The following is a 14,350-nucleotide window of genomic DNA, read 5'->3' as shown; positions in this document are numbered from 1 at the left end:
CACCTATAGTAACAAAAGTCGTAGGAAGTGTAATTAAGGGCACCTATAGTAACAAAAGTCGTAGGAATTGTAACTAAGGGTGCCTATAGTAACAAAAGTCGTAGGAATTGTAACTAAGGGTGCCTATAGTAACAAAAGTCATACGAAGTGTAACTAAGGAAGCCCGTATTTACAGAAGTAGACACAAGTGTAAATAACTAGGATGATATACCTGCAAATAGGCGTAGTAAAACTTGATTTGAAAATAAATATATTTTATAATAATATAAAATATAGGGAATAAAATATAACTTAAATAATATTAACAACTAAGAGGTGATAAAAATGGACTTTGTAACAAGACCTGAATTTGAAGAACATAAAAATCATATGGACTCACGCTTTAATACACTCGAAGATAATATCAAGGAAGTAAAGCAAGAATTAACTACAACAAAATTAGAATTAAAAACAGATATAAATAATTTAAGGTCAGAGATTAAGGGCGATATGAATAACTTAAGAACAGAGTTGAAAACTGATATAAAAGATTTGAAAGATGATCTTATATCTTTATTTGATGAAAAAGAAAAGGCAAATAAGGAAGAGATGAAACATACTCAAATAAAATGGTATATTGCCACAACTCTCATTATAATAGGATTTGTAGGAAGAATATTAGGATTTTATTAAAATAAGACCACCTACATAGAGGTGATCTTTTAAAGACTATGAATTTTCTACTGATTGTCGTTTTTTCTCATAATATTCTAATTTCATGTGATGCCATTTGTCATAATCAGAGCTTGTGATATGCTTAATGACTTTTGCTGGATTTCCACCTACGACTGTATTTGGTGGCACGTCTTTTGTTACGACTGCTCCTGATGCGATTACAGAGTTTTCTCCTACCGAAACGCCTGGTAATACGACTGCATTTCCACCAATCCATACATTATTTCCAATATTAATTTCATGACCAAATTCTAATTGTTCATTTCGTATTGTTGGATCAATTGGATGACCTGCTGTATATAAACTCACTCTTGGACCAAACATAACATTATCGCCGATATTGATATAATTCACATCTAAAAATATACAATCCATATTAGCATAGAAATTCTCACCAATATTGATATGTCTACCGTAATCAACATAGAGTGGTGGATGTAAATATATATTTTCACCTGTTTTACCAAAAAGTTCTTTTTCTAACTTAATTATCTCATCACTATTTTCAATAGGTGTATAATTAATTTTATCTGCTAGCATTTTTCCTTTTTTCGAACCATTAGATTCATGAATATCGTGCGCTATGTATAGTTCACCTTTAAGCATTTGCATATAATCAAAATGATTCTGCATATCATAATTCCCCTTTATATGAATATGAACATATTATATCTTGTTAAACTTGTATATACAAGTTAAGAGGTAATAAATGATAAGTTAGATAAATCTACGAAAAATTCTTTTTGCCAATTTTGAGTTTGACTAGCAGTTTTATTTAAAGGATTTTCCCAAGGTGGGTAAACTCTCATTGCCATTTTTCCCTTTATTTCATGATTACTAATGATTTTCTGCTTAAGTAGAATATCTTTAGGAAAAATAAATAGCCCTTTTTTATTGTTATCTAATATAGCTATGATGAGTTTATCCGGTGTTTCGGAATATGTATAAGGTCTGTTTTGATCATTTTGATCTTTAACCCAAAATACGACAAAATAACCTTTTTTATTAGCTGTCTTTTTAGCTCGTCTACTTCTATAAGTAATATTTTGAATTTGAAAACTACAAGCTTCATATTTAATATTAAGTTCTTCAAATTTGTAGTCTTCAATTGGTTCATCATTAAAATAGTTTTTTATTAATTCAATTGAATCAAACAATTGCAAACCTCCTTATATGACTTTTCATAATTGATTATAACAAAGATTGAACTATTAAATACGATGTTGAAATATTCTAGTATTCCCTTGTTTTTAAACCATTTTCATATTTTTTAGTTCTTAAAAAAGGTATAATGGAAGTAGAATATTAATGAGATTTTGACACTTTCTAATGTTTAGAAGGTGTTTTTATTTTATAAACATATTAAAGGGGATTCTATGGATATTACAATTTGGACACTCGTTATTTTTTCAATTCTACTGGGGGCAATGGTAAGAATTGTGTTTGGTTTTGGTGAGGCTTTAGTCACGATGCCATTACTCGCTTTATTAAATTTAGATTTTAAATTGTCTATTTCTGTGGTGGCAATTGTTGGGTTATTAGTGGCTTTTCCTGTGTTTATTAGAAGCCGTGGCAATCTAGATTGGTCTATTATTAAACGTTTGTTAATTGGTTCTATTATTGGGACACCGATTGGAATCATAATTGTTAAATGGGCAAATGAAGATGTGATTATTAAATTTTTAGGGGTATTTATATTATTGTACGGTGCTATTAATCTTATTAATTATTATAAGAATATATACCAAGTTAAATTGAATATTCCAAAGTTTTATGACTATATTGCAGGTATTGTTTCAGGTGTTTTAGGTAGTGCATATAATAGTCACGGTGTACCGATTATTATATATGGAACTTTAAAAAAATGGCATGTAACAGATTTAAAAAACATTTCACAAGTACATTTTTTTATTACAGGTTGTTTTATTGTCTTTAGTCACGGTGTTTCAGGATTTTGGTCAATATCACTTTGGTATTTGTTATTGGCAATTTTACCACTTATAATCCTTACATTATGGCTGGGTCATATCATCAATACTAAAATTGATCAACGTGCTTTAATTAAATATATTTATATGTTATTGATTTGCTTCGGTATCATCATGATTGTTAAATAATGAGAGAGGAATTACGCAATGCAAATTTTTAGAGTTCATGAGAATCATCAAATAAGTGCAAAATTTTTAGATAACCGCCGTCTTTCTAAACAAGTATTAGAACTTTATCAAATCATTAATGTATGTTTAGCGAAGCTAGAATATATTGAAGGTAATACACGTTATTTAAGTCATCCTATTGTAAAGCATGTTTTTAATGATGGCTATCCGTATTTAGAGGACACTTATCACTTATTATTAGATATGGATAAAGAACATAGAAGAAGAGGTGGGAAAAGGTCTAAAGACTTTGAACATCAAATTTCTCAAATGGGTGATATGATAGATAAAGGTATTAAAGATGGCGCATTTTCTGCTGAAAAATTACCACCTATATTTGTTTATGGTGAAATGAAATTAATGAATGATCAAGCTTATTTAGAATATGAAAAATTATTATTTATGAAATGGACAGAAGATAAAATTGCACCTCGGTGTAATATAAGTAGGTGATAACATGCGTAAAAGGTCAGATATTGAAAAATTATGGAGACATGAAAAATATAATGTCATGATGCATAGTCAAAAGTCATATTTAGATATAAGAGAGGCTTTAAAGGGAGATATCTCATATGACGATTTACAAAGTATGATTGATGATGCTAAAGCCATTGTTCCGACTAAAGGTTCAATCATCAACACTTATGATCATATGTGGGGGTATTTTAAGAAAATTGCTACTGAAGAAGAACGTAACCAATATTTGAAGTATAAATTTCAATATCAAGAAAATGAAATTCAATACCAATGTTTAATCACATTTATATACAAGCTTGCTGTGAAATATAATCAAAAGTATTTATTAGAATCTACTATTTTACATTGATTTACCAATCTAAAGTATAATGATGATTGTGTAACTTTGAAAAGGGTAAATATTATATAGAAAGTAGATTTTAAGGAGGCTGAATAAAATGGAAGAACGTGTATATCAAAAAATGTGGGACACTTTAAAAAAAGAAGTACAATTTAATATAGTGGAACTCGAACAAATGGAAGAAGAAAACGAATCTCCAGGATTAAAAAAAGCCCAGAACATGATGGATCATTTAGAGAAAGAGTTTATCAAAAATTCATAATCAATCATAATCATTTAAAAACATTTAAATTTGTTCTGTAAATCTATAAAATATATGTAATAATACATTATTAATAAGCATTTACATCAATTCCCTCTAGATTCGCTTAATATAGTTTTGTAGTATTTATATATTAAGTTTTTTGGAGGCAGTTATGTTTTTTGATAAAAAGATTATCGTATTTGAGAATTTAGAGAATAAATACAATCAAGAAGAAGCAAAAAATATATTTTTGAGACATTCCATTGATTATGACTTTATTACAATAAGTAGCCAATCTATTATTTTAGGTGGATTACAATATCCTTCAGCACAGAACAAAGATCAATTTATTGCTGATTTTAATGACTATTTAGGTAACTAATGCATTTAGCTGTCGACAAGTTTTAAAACTTGAGGCAGCTTTTTTATTGATAAGTGACAAAATTGTCATACTATTACTGATTTTGTTCGTTTATATTTGGGTAATATATCTATAGAGAGACTATAATAATATTTATAGTTGAAGGAGGGATATTATGCTCGTAAATAAATGGATTTATATCGCATTAGCTGTGTTATTAGGAAACTTTGGCGTTCATAAATTTTATGCACAAAAACCAGTTGTTGGACTATTACACTTAGCATTCTGTTGGACAGGGATTCCACATGTTATCGCATTCTTCAGTGCTATATTTGCATTGTTTAGACCATCTGATGAACATGGTAATATTCAAGCATAGCAAGTTGTGAAATGCTTTTATTAAGTTTTTAAAACTCTAGATATCATTATAAATAATTTTTCGAAAAACCCGCTTCACTGTATATGTTCAGTGAAGCGGGTTTTAATTATGCATTATTCAAATCTACATAGAACAATTTAACTTGGTCACGTAATATTTTTATTTCAACAGGCGTTTCGAATAGAATTTCACCGTCTATATCTAATTTGGCTGATGGATCAGTAGATAACGTTGCTGATTCACATGATATATGTTGTATGCTGTCACTAATCTCATTCCAATTCATGCTATCTTTTACTTTAAAGAAGTCATTGATGATACTGAAATTTTGTTTGTCAAAAATAAATATATTCATTTTACCGTCATTAGGTGATAAATCTTCTAAAGGAATTCTACTACCACCAACATGTTGACCATTCGCAATCAAAATCATTGATGTTTCTCCTGAATATGTTTTGTTATCAGCTGTTAATTTATATTGATAAATTTCTGGGTTAGCTACCGTTTTGATTGTAGAAAAAATATAACTGAATTTACCTAATAATTCTTTTTGGTTGGATTCAACATTTTCAGCGTTTTGAACCATTAAACCAATACCTGCAAAGTTAAGTGCATAGGTACCATTGACATCTAATACATCAAATGACTTAATTTGACTCGATAATAAATCTTGAGAAGCTTGCATTGGTTTTTGAGATATATTTAAAGTCTTTGTGAAATCATTGAATGTTCCACCAGGTAAGACACCAATGGGTATTTGGAGATTATTTTCTACGACACCATTTATTAATTCATTTAAAGTTCCATCGCCGCCTAGTATAAAAATAACATCATAAGCTTGTTCGTTTGTATCGGCAGCTAATGTTTTACAATAAGAACGAATTTGTCCTTCTTCTTTACTTAATTTTATTGTTAATTCATCACAAAGCTGAGTTAAATTTTCTGTAACTTGTCCGAGTTCTTTATATATATTACCTTGGCCAGCAGCTTCGTGGTAAAATAAAATTCCTCTATGAAAATGTTGTGTCATAATCATTATACCTCCTGTATTGTACCTTTTATTACAATACCATGTATAACGATTGATAAACAATTTTAAATAAAATATTTTAATGTGTTAAAATGAATAAAAGCATTGAAAAGGGGAGGATTATTATCGTTTCACAAAATGATTATATCCATTATGAAATGGACAAAAGAAAGCAACCTTTACTAGGTGTTGTGATCCATAACGATGCAAGTGAGTTAAATGCTAATGAATGGCGTGAAGTATTAATAGACGCACCTGAAGAAAGATATGTCCAAGGTATCGCGCATTATTACATCGATAGAAATCAACAATGGCAAGCGATTGATACTGAGCGTATTGCATGGCATACCGCTAATTCAATAGGTAATGAACAATATTTAGGTTATGAAGTATTAGAATCTCTCTCAAGTACGGATGAAGAATTTTTATTAAATGAGCAGGAAACATTAAGAGCAATCGCTTCAGATATGATTGATTATAATTTAACACCTAATCGTGATACTGTTAGATTACATTTGGAGTTTAGTGAAACTGAATGTCCGCATCGTTCATTAGAAATTCATACGAATTGGAAGACAACATTAGATGGTATGCCAGATGAGTGGATTATAAATGAAATGAAAGATTATTTTATCGAACAAATTAAGCAATATATATTGAATTAAAAAAGCGTGTGGATGTGAAATCATTTGATTTCTATCCCACGCTTTTTAATTATTGTGCATATTGTTGTTGTATTTGAACTAATGCGTTATAGAATAGTTCAGGTTGTTCTGGACCATTGTATGTTCCTTTTTCTAATGCAGTTAATGAAGCTTTTTCAGGGTTTGTTAATTCGCCTTCATATTTTTGTCTCCTTTCTGCTTTATAATGATTAATTTAAGCTAAAAGACTAAGTGTGTTTGTTTAGATTTTTCTGATAAATCTGTATAATGTTTATATGATTAAAATATGCAGGAGGAATTCAAATGACTAAAAAAACAATCGGTTTTGTAGGTACAGGCGTTATGGGAAAATCTATGGCAACACACTTAATTAATAAAGGCTATGAAGTAAACGTTTATAATAGAACGAAATCTAAAGCAGATGAATTGGTAGAAATCGGCGCGACTTGGTGTGACACTATTGCAGATTTATCTAAGACTAGTGATGTGATTATATCTATAGTTGGTTATCCTAAAGATGTTGAATCTATTTATTTAGATGAAAGTGGGATTATAAACCATGCTAAAGAAGGCACAACTATTATAGATATGACAACTTCAAGTCCTGCTCTTGCAGAGAGAATTTATAATGAAGCAAAAACAAAAAATATTAACAGTTTAGATGCACCCGTTTCTGGTGGTGATGTCGGTGCGAAAAATGCTACATTAACCATTATGGTCGGTGGAGATGAAGAAGTATTTAATCAAGTTGAAGATATTTTTAATGTTATTGGACAAAATGTCGTCTATCAAGGTAAAAGTGGCAATGGACAACATACGAAACTTGCTAATCAAATTGCAATCGCAGCAGGTATGTTAGGTGTAGCAGAAGCCATTATATATGCTGAAGAAGCGGGATTAAATATAGATAAAGTGTTCAGTTCTATTGAACACGGTGCAGCAGGTAGTTGGTCATTATCCAATTTAGGGCCAAGAATGGTTAAAGGAGACTATGCACCAGGATTTTATGTTAAACATTTCATTAAAGATATGAGAATTGCGATAGAAGAAAGTGAAAAAAGAGACTTATATATGCCTGGATTATTAAAAGCCAAAGAAGTATATGATGCACTAAGTGAAGCAGGTTTTGAAGATAATGGTACTCAATCTGTTATTCAATTATTAAAAGATCACATTAAAAAGGGGTAATACAATGGATTTAAATGAATATCAAAACCTTGCATTAAGAACAATGTCTGATGTTAAAAGAGATCCTGATAAAAGCTTGATTAATGGTGCATTAGGATTAACAGGAGAATCTGGTGAAGTTGCAGATGTCGTTAAGAAATACGTATTTCATGGTCATGAATTAGACAAAGAAGCATTAAAGAAAGAACTAGGTGATGTACTTTGGTATATCGCATGTTGCGCTTCAGCTCTTGATGTAGATTTAGATGAAATTGGTCAATTAAATATTGAAAAACTTAAAAATAGATATCCAAATGGATTTTCAAAAGAAGATTCACTAAATCGTAAAGAATAATAAACAATTATCTATTGGATAATAATGACAAAACTGTTAGAATGAAAATGAATGAAAACGCTTTCGTAGGAGGTAGCTATATTGGAAGGAAACGAACAATATTTATCTATAGATGAACTAAAACAGTTAATGTCTGACTATCCATTTCAATATATTGTTTGTGGACAAAGTGCGATTGATTTATTTTTGAATGAATATACGCACACTAAGGAAATCATGAGCATAACAGTAAGCAGAGAAGAGGTGCTTACTTTAGCAAACTACTTTTTAGAACGCCATTATCAAATAGTAGTTGAGACACCATTGAATGAACTAAAAGAAATTACTGTTGAAGAACTTGGAGAATATAAGAAATATTATATTTATAATAAGAAGAACGAATGTAAAATTCTTAAAGTTTATATATATGAAACGAAAGATGAGAAATGGCAATTTAGTCATGATCACAATATAGAAGTGGAAGATTATAAAATATATTTCCATAGTTTAGAACATGATGTGAAGTATTTGCGACCGGAAATTCAAATGATGTATAAGCTATATCATGAACTGAGACAAGATGATATTTATAAATATCAAAAGTTAATTCAACATTTAAGTTATTATCAATTCTTTATGCTTAGAAAAGTGATAGGAAAAGAAAAACTTAATCAGATTATTTTATCAGATACATAAAAGAAGCCAACGATTAAATCATTGGCTTCTTTTAGTTATTATGCGAGTTGTGTTGTTTTATTTGCGAAATATTCATCATATATAGCTTGAACGGCTATATCAGAATATTGCTCATCAATACCAAACATCATAGAAATTTCAGATGAACCTTGGTTAATCATATTCAAGTTCACATTCCTCTTGCTGAGTGCTGCAGTTGCTCCAGCTGCTGTACCAACTGCTTTATTCATACCTTCTCCTACAATCATTAAAATAGCTAAATCATAATCAATTGTTAATTCATCTACTGGTATGTTTTCTCGAATTTTACTTAAAACTCTTTCTTCTTTTCCTTTAATTTGAGTCGATCTCATAATAATACTAATACTATCGATACCAGATGGGATATGTTCTATTGAAATATTTTCTTCTTCTAAGATACTAAGTACTTTACGTGTAAATCCAACTTCTCTATTCATTAAGTATTTTTTGACGTTTATAATTGTAAATCCTTTATCACAGCTAACGCCTGAAACGATATGAGATAAATGAGAGATGTTACGTTCACTCACAATGTAAGTACCTTTATCAGTTGGTCTATTTGTATTCTTGATGACAACTGGAATACGATCTTTATAAAGTGGTTCTAGTGCCTCATCATGAAATACACCAAAACCAGCATATGATAATTCACGCATTTCTCTATATGTGATTTCTGGAATCACTTCAGGTTGAGATACAACTGTTGGATTTGCTCTAAAGATACCAGATACATCCGTAAAGTTCTCATACAAGCTTGCTTTAATACCTCTAGCTAAGATTGCGCCTGTAATGTCAGATCCACCTCTAGGGAAGGTCACGATATCATCATTTTCAGAATAACCAAAGAATCCAGGAATAATTAATTTTTCATCATATTCACGTAATTTATAAATATTCTCATACGACGATTCTAATATCATAGCATTGCCTGGTTCATCTGTGACGATTATGCCAGCTTCTTTAGGTGATAAGTAACGTGTAGGGTGGCCTAATTGATTATTATATTGTGCAATGAGTTGTGCATTAAAGTCTTCTCCACAACTCTTTAAACCGTCTAATAAGCGTTCAGGTTTATCATGGTACACGTCTATCAAATTTAGTAAATGACGTTTAATTTCATCTAAAATAGAACGATCCATGTTGAGTTCAGTCACAATTTCTTCATAACGATCAACGATTTGATTGAGTTTGTTTGAATAATCTAATTGATTAATAACTTTTTCGTATAAGCGTATGAGCAAATCCGTTGTTTTAATGTCTTCTTTAAATCTTTTTCCAGGTGCAGATACGACTACAATTTTTCTTTCATCATCAGAGTTAATGATGTTAACGACTTTTTTAATTTGCTCACTGTTAGCGACGGAACTTCCGCCAAATTTTGAAACTTTCATTTTATCAGTCCTTTTACTGGGGGTAATGTAATTGTAGCTCTTTACAAAGCGAGAAATAATGATAATATTACTATTAATTCTAATTATTCAAACTTTACAAAAAACTTTAATGAATTTATACTATAATAAACTTGAGTCTATTTCAAGTAGACATTTGTATTTTTAACAAGAACAATATATTTAAGGTGAGTGAGGAAATGAAAGTATTAAATGTAGCAGTATTAGGTCTCGGCACTGTTGGAACAGGTGTCGTGAAGATTGTTGAAGAAAATAAAAAGCAAATAGAAGACACGATTGGGAAATCTATACATATTAAACATATTCTTGTGAGTTCTGTGAACAAGAAACGTGCAATTAATACTTCTAGCTATCATTTAACTGAAAATATTAACGAAATTTTAGAAGATGAAGAATTAGATATTGTTGTTGAAGTAATGGGTGGTATCGAACCAACAGTAGAATGGTTGAAAGCATTTCTTTCTAAAGGTATACACGTCATTACTGCAAATAAAGATTTATTAGCCGTACATTTAAGAGATTTAGAAGATTTAGCTGAGAAAAATAAAGTTGCACTCAAATATGAAGCGAGTGTAGCAGGTGGTATTCCGATTGTGAATGCGATTAATAATGGTTTAAATGCCAATAATATTAATCAATTTATGGGTATCTTTAATGGCACATCTAACTTTATTCTTAGTCAAATGACTCGTGAAGGAAAATCTTATGATGAAGCATTACAGCTTGCAACAGATTTAGGGTATGCAGAAGCGGATCCAACTGACGATGTCGAAGGAATTGACGCAGCTCGTAAAGTTGTAATTACGAGCTACTTATCATTTAATAGAGTGATTTCGTTAAATGATGTTGAAAGAGTTGGTATTTCAGATGTTGAAATCGAAGATATTAAAGTTGCAGAAAAATTAGGCTATAAAATTAAATTAATTGGTCAAGGTAAATACGAGAATGGTCGTGTTATTTCAAGTGTTAAACCGACATTGTTACCAAATAGTCATCAAATGGCGCATGTTGAAGATGAATATAATGCAATATATGTAATTGGTGATGCTGTTGGAGACACAATGTTTTATGGTAAAGGTGCTGGTAGTTTAGCTACTGGTAGTGCTGTTGTTTCTGATTTATTAAATGTTTCATTACAATTTGAATCAGATTTACATACATTACCTCCACACTTTGAACTTAAAACAGAACGTACGAAAGAAATCGTTGAAGATGAAGTAGTTAAATTCCCACTGAAAAATAGTCATTTTATTATCGTTGAAAGTGACAAAGATGAAGATGTCTTAAGAGATGATATTAAAGCGACAATTGAATTTCATAGAAGTGTTAAAGTAGAACAACGTACTGAAAATACGTATGGTATTGTCATCAGAGGTATTGATGAATTACCAGTTGATCAATTAAAAGAAAATGGCATTAATATTTTGAAATATTATCCAATTGAAGGAGATAAGTAATATGGGCAGATGGCAAGGATTAATTCATAATTATAAAGAATATTTACCAGTGAACGAAGGAACACCAGAATTGACTTTAAATGAAGGCAATACACCATTAATTCATTTACCTTATTTATCTGATAAATTGAACATTAATTTATTCGCTAAGTTTGAAGGTCTTAACCCTACAGGTTCTTTTAAAGATAGAGGTATGGTAATGGCAGTTGCAAAAGCGAAAGAAGAAGGTAAAAAAATCGTGATATGTGCCTCTACTGGTAATACATCAGCTTCAGCTGCCGCTTATGCTGCTAGAGCAGGTTTAAAAGCAATTGTTGTTATTCCTGAAGGTAAAATAGCACTTGGTAAATTAGCACAAGCAGTTATGTACGGTGCTGAAATTGTATCAATTAAAGGGAATTTTGATGAAGCATTAAATATCGTTAAAAAAGTTGCAGAAAAAGGTGAAATAGCACTTGTAAACTCTGTAAACCCATATAGAATTGAGGGGCAGAAGACTGGTGCATTTGAAATTGTAGAGCAATTAGAAGGTAAAGCACCAGACTTATTTGCGATACCAGTTGGAAATGCTGGAAATATAACAGCATATTGGAAAGGTTTCAAAGAATATCATCAATTAAATCAATCAGGTCTACCTGTTATGTGCGGTTTCCAAGCTGAAGGTGCATCTCCAATCGTACAAGGTAAAGTTGTAACAAATCCAGAGACAGTAGCGACTGCGATTAGAATTGGGAATCCAGCTAGTTGGAAATTGGCCGAGGCAGCACGTGATGAATCAAATGGATTAATAGATAGTGTGACAGATGAAGAAATTCTTAAAGCATACAAACTTATGACAAGTAAAGAGGGCGTCTTCAGTGAGCCAGCAAGTAATGCTTCAATTGCAGGTTTGTTGAAATTGCATGAACAAGGTAAATTAGAGCCGAATCAAACTGTTGTAGCAATTTTAACAGGAAATGGATTGAAAGATCCTGATACTGCTATTGATTTACTTGATTCGCCAATTACACCATTAGAAAATGACGAACAAGCAATTATTGATTATATTGAGCGTGCATTAAAATGAAGAAATTAAAGCTTAAAGTACCAGCCTCAACTGCTAACCTTGGGGTTGGTTTCGACTCAATCGGAATGGCTCTAGATAAATATTTAGAAGTAGAAGCGTATCTGTCCGAAGATGGAAAATGGCATTTTGAGCATGTTGGACCTCATCTGAAAGGTTTACCTGTTAATGAGGAACATTATATTACTAAAATTGCACAAACTGCTACAGAGAAATTTTCGAAAGAAATGCCGGCATTAAATTTAAAAATGTATAGCGATATTCCACTTGCGAGAGGATTAGGTAGCTCAGCATCTGCGCTCGTAACGGGGTTATTTCTTGCAAATTATTTTGCAAATTTAAAGTTATCTAAATATGAGTTACTACAACTTGCAACTGAAATTGAAGGACATCCAGATAATGTTGCCCCAACAATTTATGGTGGATTAGTCTTAGGCGTATATGATCCAGAAGCTAAACATACGGATGTATCATATATAGATATACCAAAAGTTGATGTTATTGCTACAATACCGGAGTATGAGCTATCAACAGAGAAAGCGCGTAAAGTATTACCAGAAACACTATCTTTAAAAGATGCCGTTAAATATAGTGCAATAAGCAACACGATGATCAGTGCTTTAATTCAACATAATTATGAATTAGCTGGAAAGATGATGATGAAAGATGGTTTTCATGAACCTTTTCGTCAACATTTGATCCCTGATTTTGAACGTATTAAAGCATTAGCTATAGAACATGGCGCGTATGCGACTGTTATTAGTGGTGCTGGTCCAACTGTATTAACGCTCGTCAAAAAAGAATTGAGTGGTAAACTTGTAAGGGCATTACAAGATGAATTTGAAGATTGCGAATCAGAATTGGTAACCATTAATCGTTATGGTATTAGTCAAAAAATCATAAACTTATAAACAAAAGTGAGATGCTTATATTCTATGTATGATAGAATATAAGCATTATTATATTTAAGGAGAACAACATGACATATAAATACATCGTAATGGATATGGATGATACACTTTTGACTTCTAAGAATGAAATAAGTGAAGTAACATATCAATACTTAATGGAGAAACAAAAAGAAGGCATGAAGTTAATACTTGCATCGGGGCGACCAACTGCAGGTATGATTAAGCATGCAGAAGTGCTAGATTTAAAAAGCTATGGTGGTTATATTGTAAGTTACAATGGTGCTTTTGTTATAAATGCTGAAGACCAAAGTATCGTATTTAATCAAACAATTAGTCAAAAAGATGCACACGATATTATTGATTATTGTAGAAGTCATAATTTCTTTTATTTAACATATTTAAATGACCAAATTATTCATGATACGACACATGATTATATGAACATTGAAAGTGAATTAACAGGTCTTCCAATGAATAAAGTTAATAATATTAAAGAAGCTATTATAGGTGACGTTCCAAAAATAATGGGTGTTGATTTCGAGGAAAAAATTGCAAGTGCAAATGAAGCGTTGAATGGTAAATTTAATGACCAAGTGTCATCAACAATAAGTAAACCGTACTTTTTAGAATTCATGAATAGTGAAGTTTCTAAAGGGAAATCGTTGCAAAGATTGTTTGATCAAATTGATGCGGATTTCTCAGAAGTGATAGCTTTTGGTGATAGTTTAAATGATTCTGACATGTTAGAAAGAGCAGCAGTTGGTGTTGCTATGGGAAATGCGAACGATACGATTAAAGGTATTGCAGATGTTGTTACAGACGACCATAACCATGATGGTATTGTAACAGCGTTAGAAAAAATATTAAATGCATAAAAATAAAGCAGTTCAAACCTTAAATTAAATTTTTAAGATTTGAACTGCTTT

Annotated in this window: 18 protein-coding genes and 1 pseudogene; 15 read left to right on the top strand and 4 right to left on the bottom strand. The window is 30.9% G+C overall.

Going from position 1 to position 14,350, the window contains the following annotated elements; genetic code table 11:
- The first annotated feature begins 324 nt into the window (after window positions 1–324).
- Window positions 325–672 carry a hypothetical protein gene (locus CD035_RS10545; RefSeq protein ID WP_048542709.1) on the top strand — a complete coding sequence of 116 codons (348 nt, stop codon included), beginning with the start codon at window positions 325–327 and terminating at the stop codon, window positions 670–672.
- A gap of 36 nt (window positions 673–708) precedes the next feature.
- Here the strand turns inward: CD035_RS10545 and CD035_RS10540 are convergent, their stop codons facing one another.
- Together CD035_RS10540 and CD035_RS10535 are read right to left on the bottom strand one after the other, a co-directional pair.
- Window positions 709–1,347 carry a sugar O-acetyltransferase gene (locus CD035_RS10540; protein ID WP_048542711.1) on the bottom strand — a complete coding sequence of 213 codons (639 nt, stop codon included), beginning with the start codon at window positions 1,345–1,347 and terminating at the stop codon, window positions 709–711.
- A gap of 62 nt (window positions 1,348–1,409) precedes the next feature.
- Window positions 1,410–1,871: a MepB family protein gene (locus tag CD035_RS10535; protein WP_048542713.1), complete on the bottom strand. Its 462-nt coding sequence runs from the start codon at window positions 1,869–1,871 to the stop codon at window positions 1,410–1,412.
- 219 nt (window positions 1,872–2,090) lie between these two features.
- Here CD035_RS10535 and CD035_RS10530 point away from each other — a divergent pair, with 219 nt between their 5' ends.
- The 6 genes and pseudogenes from CD035_RS10530 to CD035_RS10510 form a co-directional block, all read left to right on the top strand.
- Window positions 2,091–2,831, top strand: coding sequence for a sulfite exporter TauE/SafE family protein (locus tag CD035_RS10530; protein ID WP_048542715.1), 741 nt, complete (start codon window positions 2,091–2,093; stop codon window positions 2,829–2,831).
- Between the two features lie 18 nt (window positions 2,832–2,849).
- A complete protein-coding gene (locus CD035_RS10525) occupies window positions 2,850–3,323 on the top strand; it encodes a pyrimidine dimer DNA glycosylase/endonuclease V (RefSeq protein ID WP_048542716.1) in 474 nt (157 codons plus the stop codon).
- A 4-nt stretch (window positions 3,324–3,327) separates the two neighbouring features.
- The gene (locus CD035_RS10520; RefSeq protein ID WP_048542717.1) at window positions 3,328–3,696 is read left to right on the top strand and encodes a YbgA family protein; all 369 of its coding nucleotides are present in this window, start codon (window positions 3,328–3,330) and stop codon (window positions 3,694–3,696) included.
- Window positions 3,697–3,784: 88 nt separating this feature from the next.
- Window positions 3,785–3,949 carry a hypothetical protein gene (locus tag CD035_RS13965; RefSeq protein ID WP_162841924.1) on the top strand — a complete coding sequence of 55 codons (165 nt, stop codon included), beginning with the start codon at window positions 3,785–3,787 and terminating at the stop codon, window positions 3,947–3,949.
- 154 nt (window positions 3,950–4,103) lie between these two features.
- Window positions 4,104–4,313, top strand: a complete 210-nt coding sequence (locus tag CD035_RS10515) for a hypothetical protein (protein WP_048542719.1) — start codon at window positions 4,104–4,106, stop codon at window positions 4,311–4,313.
- 154 nt (window positions 4,314–4,467) lie between these two features.
- Window positions 4,468–4,611: pseudogene (locus CD035_RS10510) on the top strand (TM2 domain-containing protein); the annotation flags it as partial.
- A gap of 166 nt (window positions 4,612–4,777) precedes the next feature.
- On the opposite strand, the gene CD035_RS10505 reads toward CD035_RS10510, so the two are convergent.
- The gene (locus tag CD035_RS10505) at window positions 4,778–5,701 is read right to left on the bottom strand and encodes a diacylglycerol/lipid kinase family protein (protein WP_048542789.1); all 924 of its coding nucleotides are present in this window, start codon (window positions 5,699–5,701) and stop codon (window positions 4,778–4,780) included.
- Window positions 5,702–5,793: 92 nt separating this feature from the next.
- On the opposite strand from CD035_RS10505, the gene CD035_RS10500 reads away from it, so the two are divergent.
- From CD035_RS10500 to CD035_RS10485, 4 genes are all read left to right on the top strand, one after another.
- Window positions 5,794–6,366: an N-acetylmuramoyl-L-alanine amidase gene (locus CD035_RS10500; RefSeq protein ID WP_229412542.1), complete on the top strand. Its 573-nt coding sequence runs from the start codon at window positions 5,794–5,796 to the stop codon at window positions 6,364–6,366.
- Window positions 6,367–6,669: 303 nt separating this feature from the next.
- On the top strand, window positions 6,670–7,554 hold the full coding sequence (locus CD035_RS10495) for an NAD(P)-dependent oxidoreductase (protein WP_048542722.1): 885 nt from the start codon (window positions 6,670–6,672) through the stop codon (window positions 7,552–7,554).
- Between the two features lie 4 nt (window positions 7,555–7,558).
- Window positions 7,559–7,888: a nucleoside triphosphate pyrophosphohydrolase family protein gene (locus CD035_RS10490; RefSeq protein ID WP_048542723.1), complete on the top strand. Its 330-nt coding sequence runs from the start codon at window positions 7,559–7,561 to the stop codon at window positions 7,886–7,888.
- 81 nt (window positions 7,889–7,969) lie between these two features.
- Entirely contained in the window at window positions 7,970–8,563 is a 594-nt protein-coding gene (locus CD035_RS10485) for a hypothetical protein (RefSeq protein ID WP_048542725.1), read from the top strand.
- Window positions 8,564–8,601: 38 nt separating this feature from the next.
- Here the strand turns inward: CD035_RS10485 and CD035_RS10480 are convergent, their stop codons facing one another.
- Complete coding sequence (locus CD035_RS10480; RefSeq protein WP_048542726.1) at window positions 8,602–9,975, bottom strand: aspartate kinase; 1,374 nt, start codon at window positions 9,973–9,975, stop codon at window positions 8,602–8,604.
- A 197-nt stretch (window positions 9,976–10,172) separates the two neighbouring features.
- On the opposite strand from CD035_RS10480, the gene CD035_RS10475 reads away from it, so the two are divergent.
- The 4 genes from CD035_RS10475 (at window position 10,173) to CD035_RS10460 (ending at window position 14,299) form a co-directional block, all read left to right on the top strand.
- The gene (locus tag CD035_RS10475) at window positions 10,173–11,450 is read left to right on the top strand and encodes a homoserine dehydrogenase (protein ID WP_048542729.1); all 1,278 of its coding nucleotides are present in this window, start codon (window positions 10,173–10,175) and stop codon (window positions 11,448–11,450) included.
- A 1-nt stretch (window position 11,451) separates the two neighbouring features.
- On the top strand, window positions 11,452–12,516 hold the full coding sequence (thrC, locus tag CD035_RS10470) for a threonine synthase (protein ID WP_048542731.1): 1,065 nt from the start codon (window positions 11,452–11,454) through the stop codon (window positions 12,514–12,516).
- Window positions 12,513–13,424 carry a homoserine kinase gene (gene thrB / locus CD035_RS10465; RefSeq protein WP_048542734.1) on the top strand — a complete coding sequence of 304 codons (912 nt, stop codon included), beginning with the start codon at window positions 12,513–12,515 and terminating at the stop codon, window positions 13,422–13,424. Before thrC ends, thrB begins: the two co-directional genes overlap by 4 nt.
- Window positions 13,425–13,492: 68 nt before the next feature.
- Window positions 13,493–14,299 (top strand): Cof-type HAD-IIB family hydrolase, encoded by an 807-nt coding sequence (locus tag CD035_RS10460; RefSeq protein ID WP_048542735.1) that lies wholly within the window; start codon window positions 13,493–13,495, stop codon window positions 14,297–14,299.
- Window positions 14,300–14,350 lie beyond the last annotated feature (51 nt).

The organism is Mammaliicoccus sciuri, assembly GCF_002901825.1.
Taxonomy (GTDB): Bacteria; Bacillota; Bacilli; order Staphylococcales; family Staphylococcaceae; genus Mammaliicoccus; species Mammaliicoccus sciuri.
The sequence above is the reverse complement of the archived record's forward strand: the minus strand, read 5'-3'. Positions and strand labels throughout refer to the sequence as shown.

Coding starts and splice junctions, on each gene's coding strand:
- CD035_RS10530 (WP_048542715.1), top strand. CDS start 2,091: ATGGATATTACAATTTGGACACTCGTTATTTTTTCAATTCTACTGGGG.
- CD035_RS10475 (WP_048542729.1), top strand. CDS start 10,173: ATGAAAGTATTAAATGTAGCAGTATTAGGTCTCGGCACTGTTGGAACA.
- CD035_RS10545 (WP_048542709.1), top strand. CDS start 325: ATGGACTTTGTAACAAGACCTGAATTTGAAGAACATAAAAATCATATG.
- CD035_RS10505 (WP_048542789.1), bottom strand. CDS start 5,701: ATGACACAACATTTTCATAGAGGAATTTTATTTTACCACGAAGCTGCT.
- CD035_RS10520 (WP_048542717.1), top strand. CDS start 3,328: ATGCGTAAAAGGTCAGATATTGAAAAATTATGGAGACATGAAAAATAT.
- CD035_RS10490 (WP_048542723.1), top strand. CDS start 7,559: ATGGATTTAAATGAATATCAAAACCTTGCATTAAGAACAATGTCTGAT.
- CD035_RS10480 (WP_048542726.1), bottom strand. CDS start 9,975: ATGAAAGTTTCAAAATTTGGCGGAAGTTCCGTCGCTAACAGTGAGCAA.
- CD035_RS10500 (WP_229412542.1), top strand. CDS start 5,794: ATGAATAAAAGCATTGAAAAGGGGAGGATTATTATCGTTTCACAAAAT.
- CD035_RS10525 (WP_048542716.1), top strand. CDS start 2,850: ATGCAAATTTTTAGAGTTCATGAGAATCATCAAATAAGTGCAAAATTT.
- thrC (WP_048542731.1), top strand. CDS start 11,452: ATGGGCAGATGGCAAGGATTAATTCATAATTATAAAGAATATTTACCA.
- CD035_RS10460 (WP_048542735.1), top strand. CDS start 13,493: ATGACATATAAATACATCGTAATGGATATGGATGATACACTTTTGACT.
- thrB (WP_048542734.1), top strand. CDS start 12,513: ATGAAGAAATTAAAGCTTAAAGTACCAGCCTCAACTGCTAACCTTGGG.
- CD035_RS10540 (WP_048542711.1), bottom strand. CDS start 1,347: ATGCAGAATCATTTTGATTATATGCAAATGCTTAAAGGTGAACTATAC.
- CD035_RS10495 (WP_048542722.1), top strand. CDS start 6,670: ATGACTAAAAAAACAATCGGTTTTGTAGGTACAGGCGTTATGGGAAAA.
- CD035_RS10515 (WP_048542719.1), top strand. CDS start 4,104: ATGTTTTTTGATAAAAAGATTATCGTATTTGAGAATTTAGAGAATAAA.
- CD035_RS13965 (WP_162841924.1), top strand. CDS start 3,785: ATGGAAGAACGTGTATATCAAAAAATGTGGGACACTTTAAAAAAAGAA.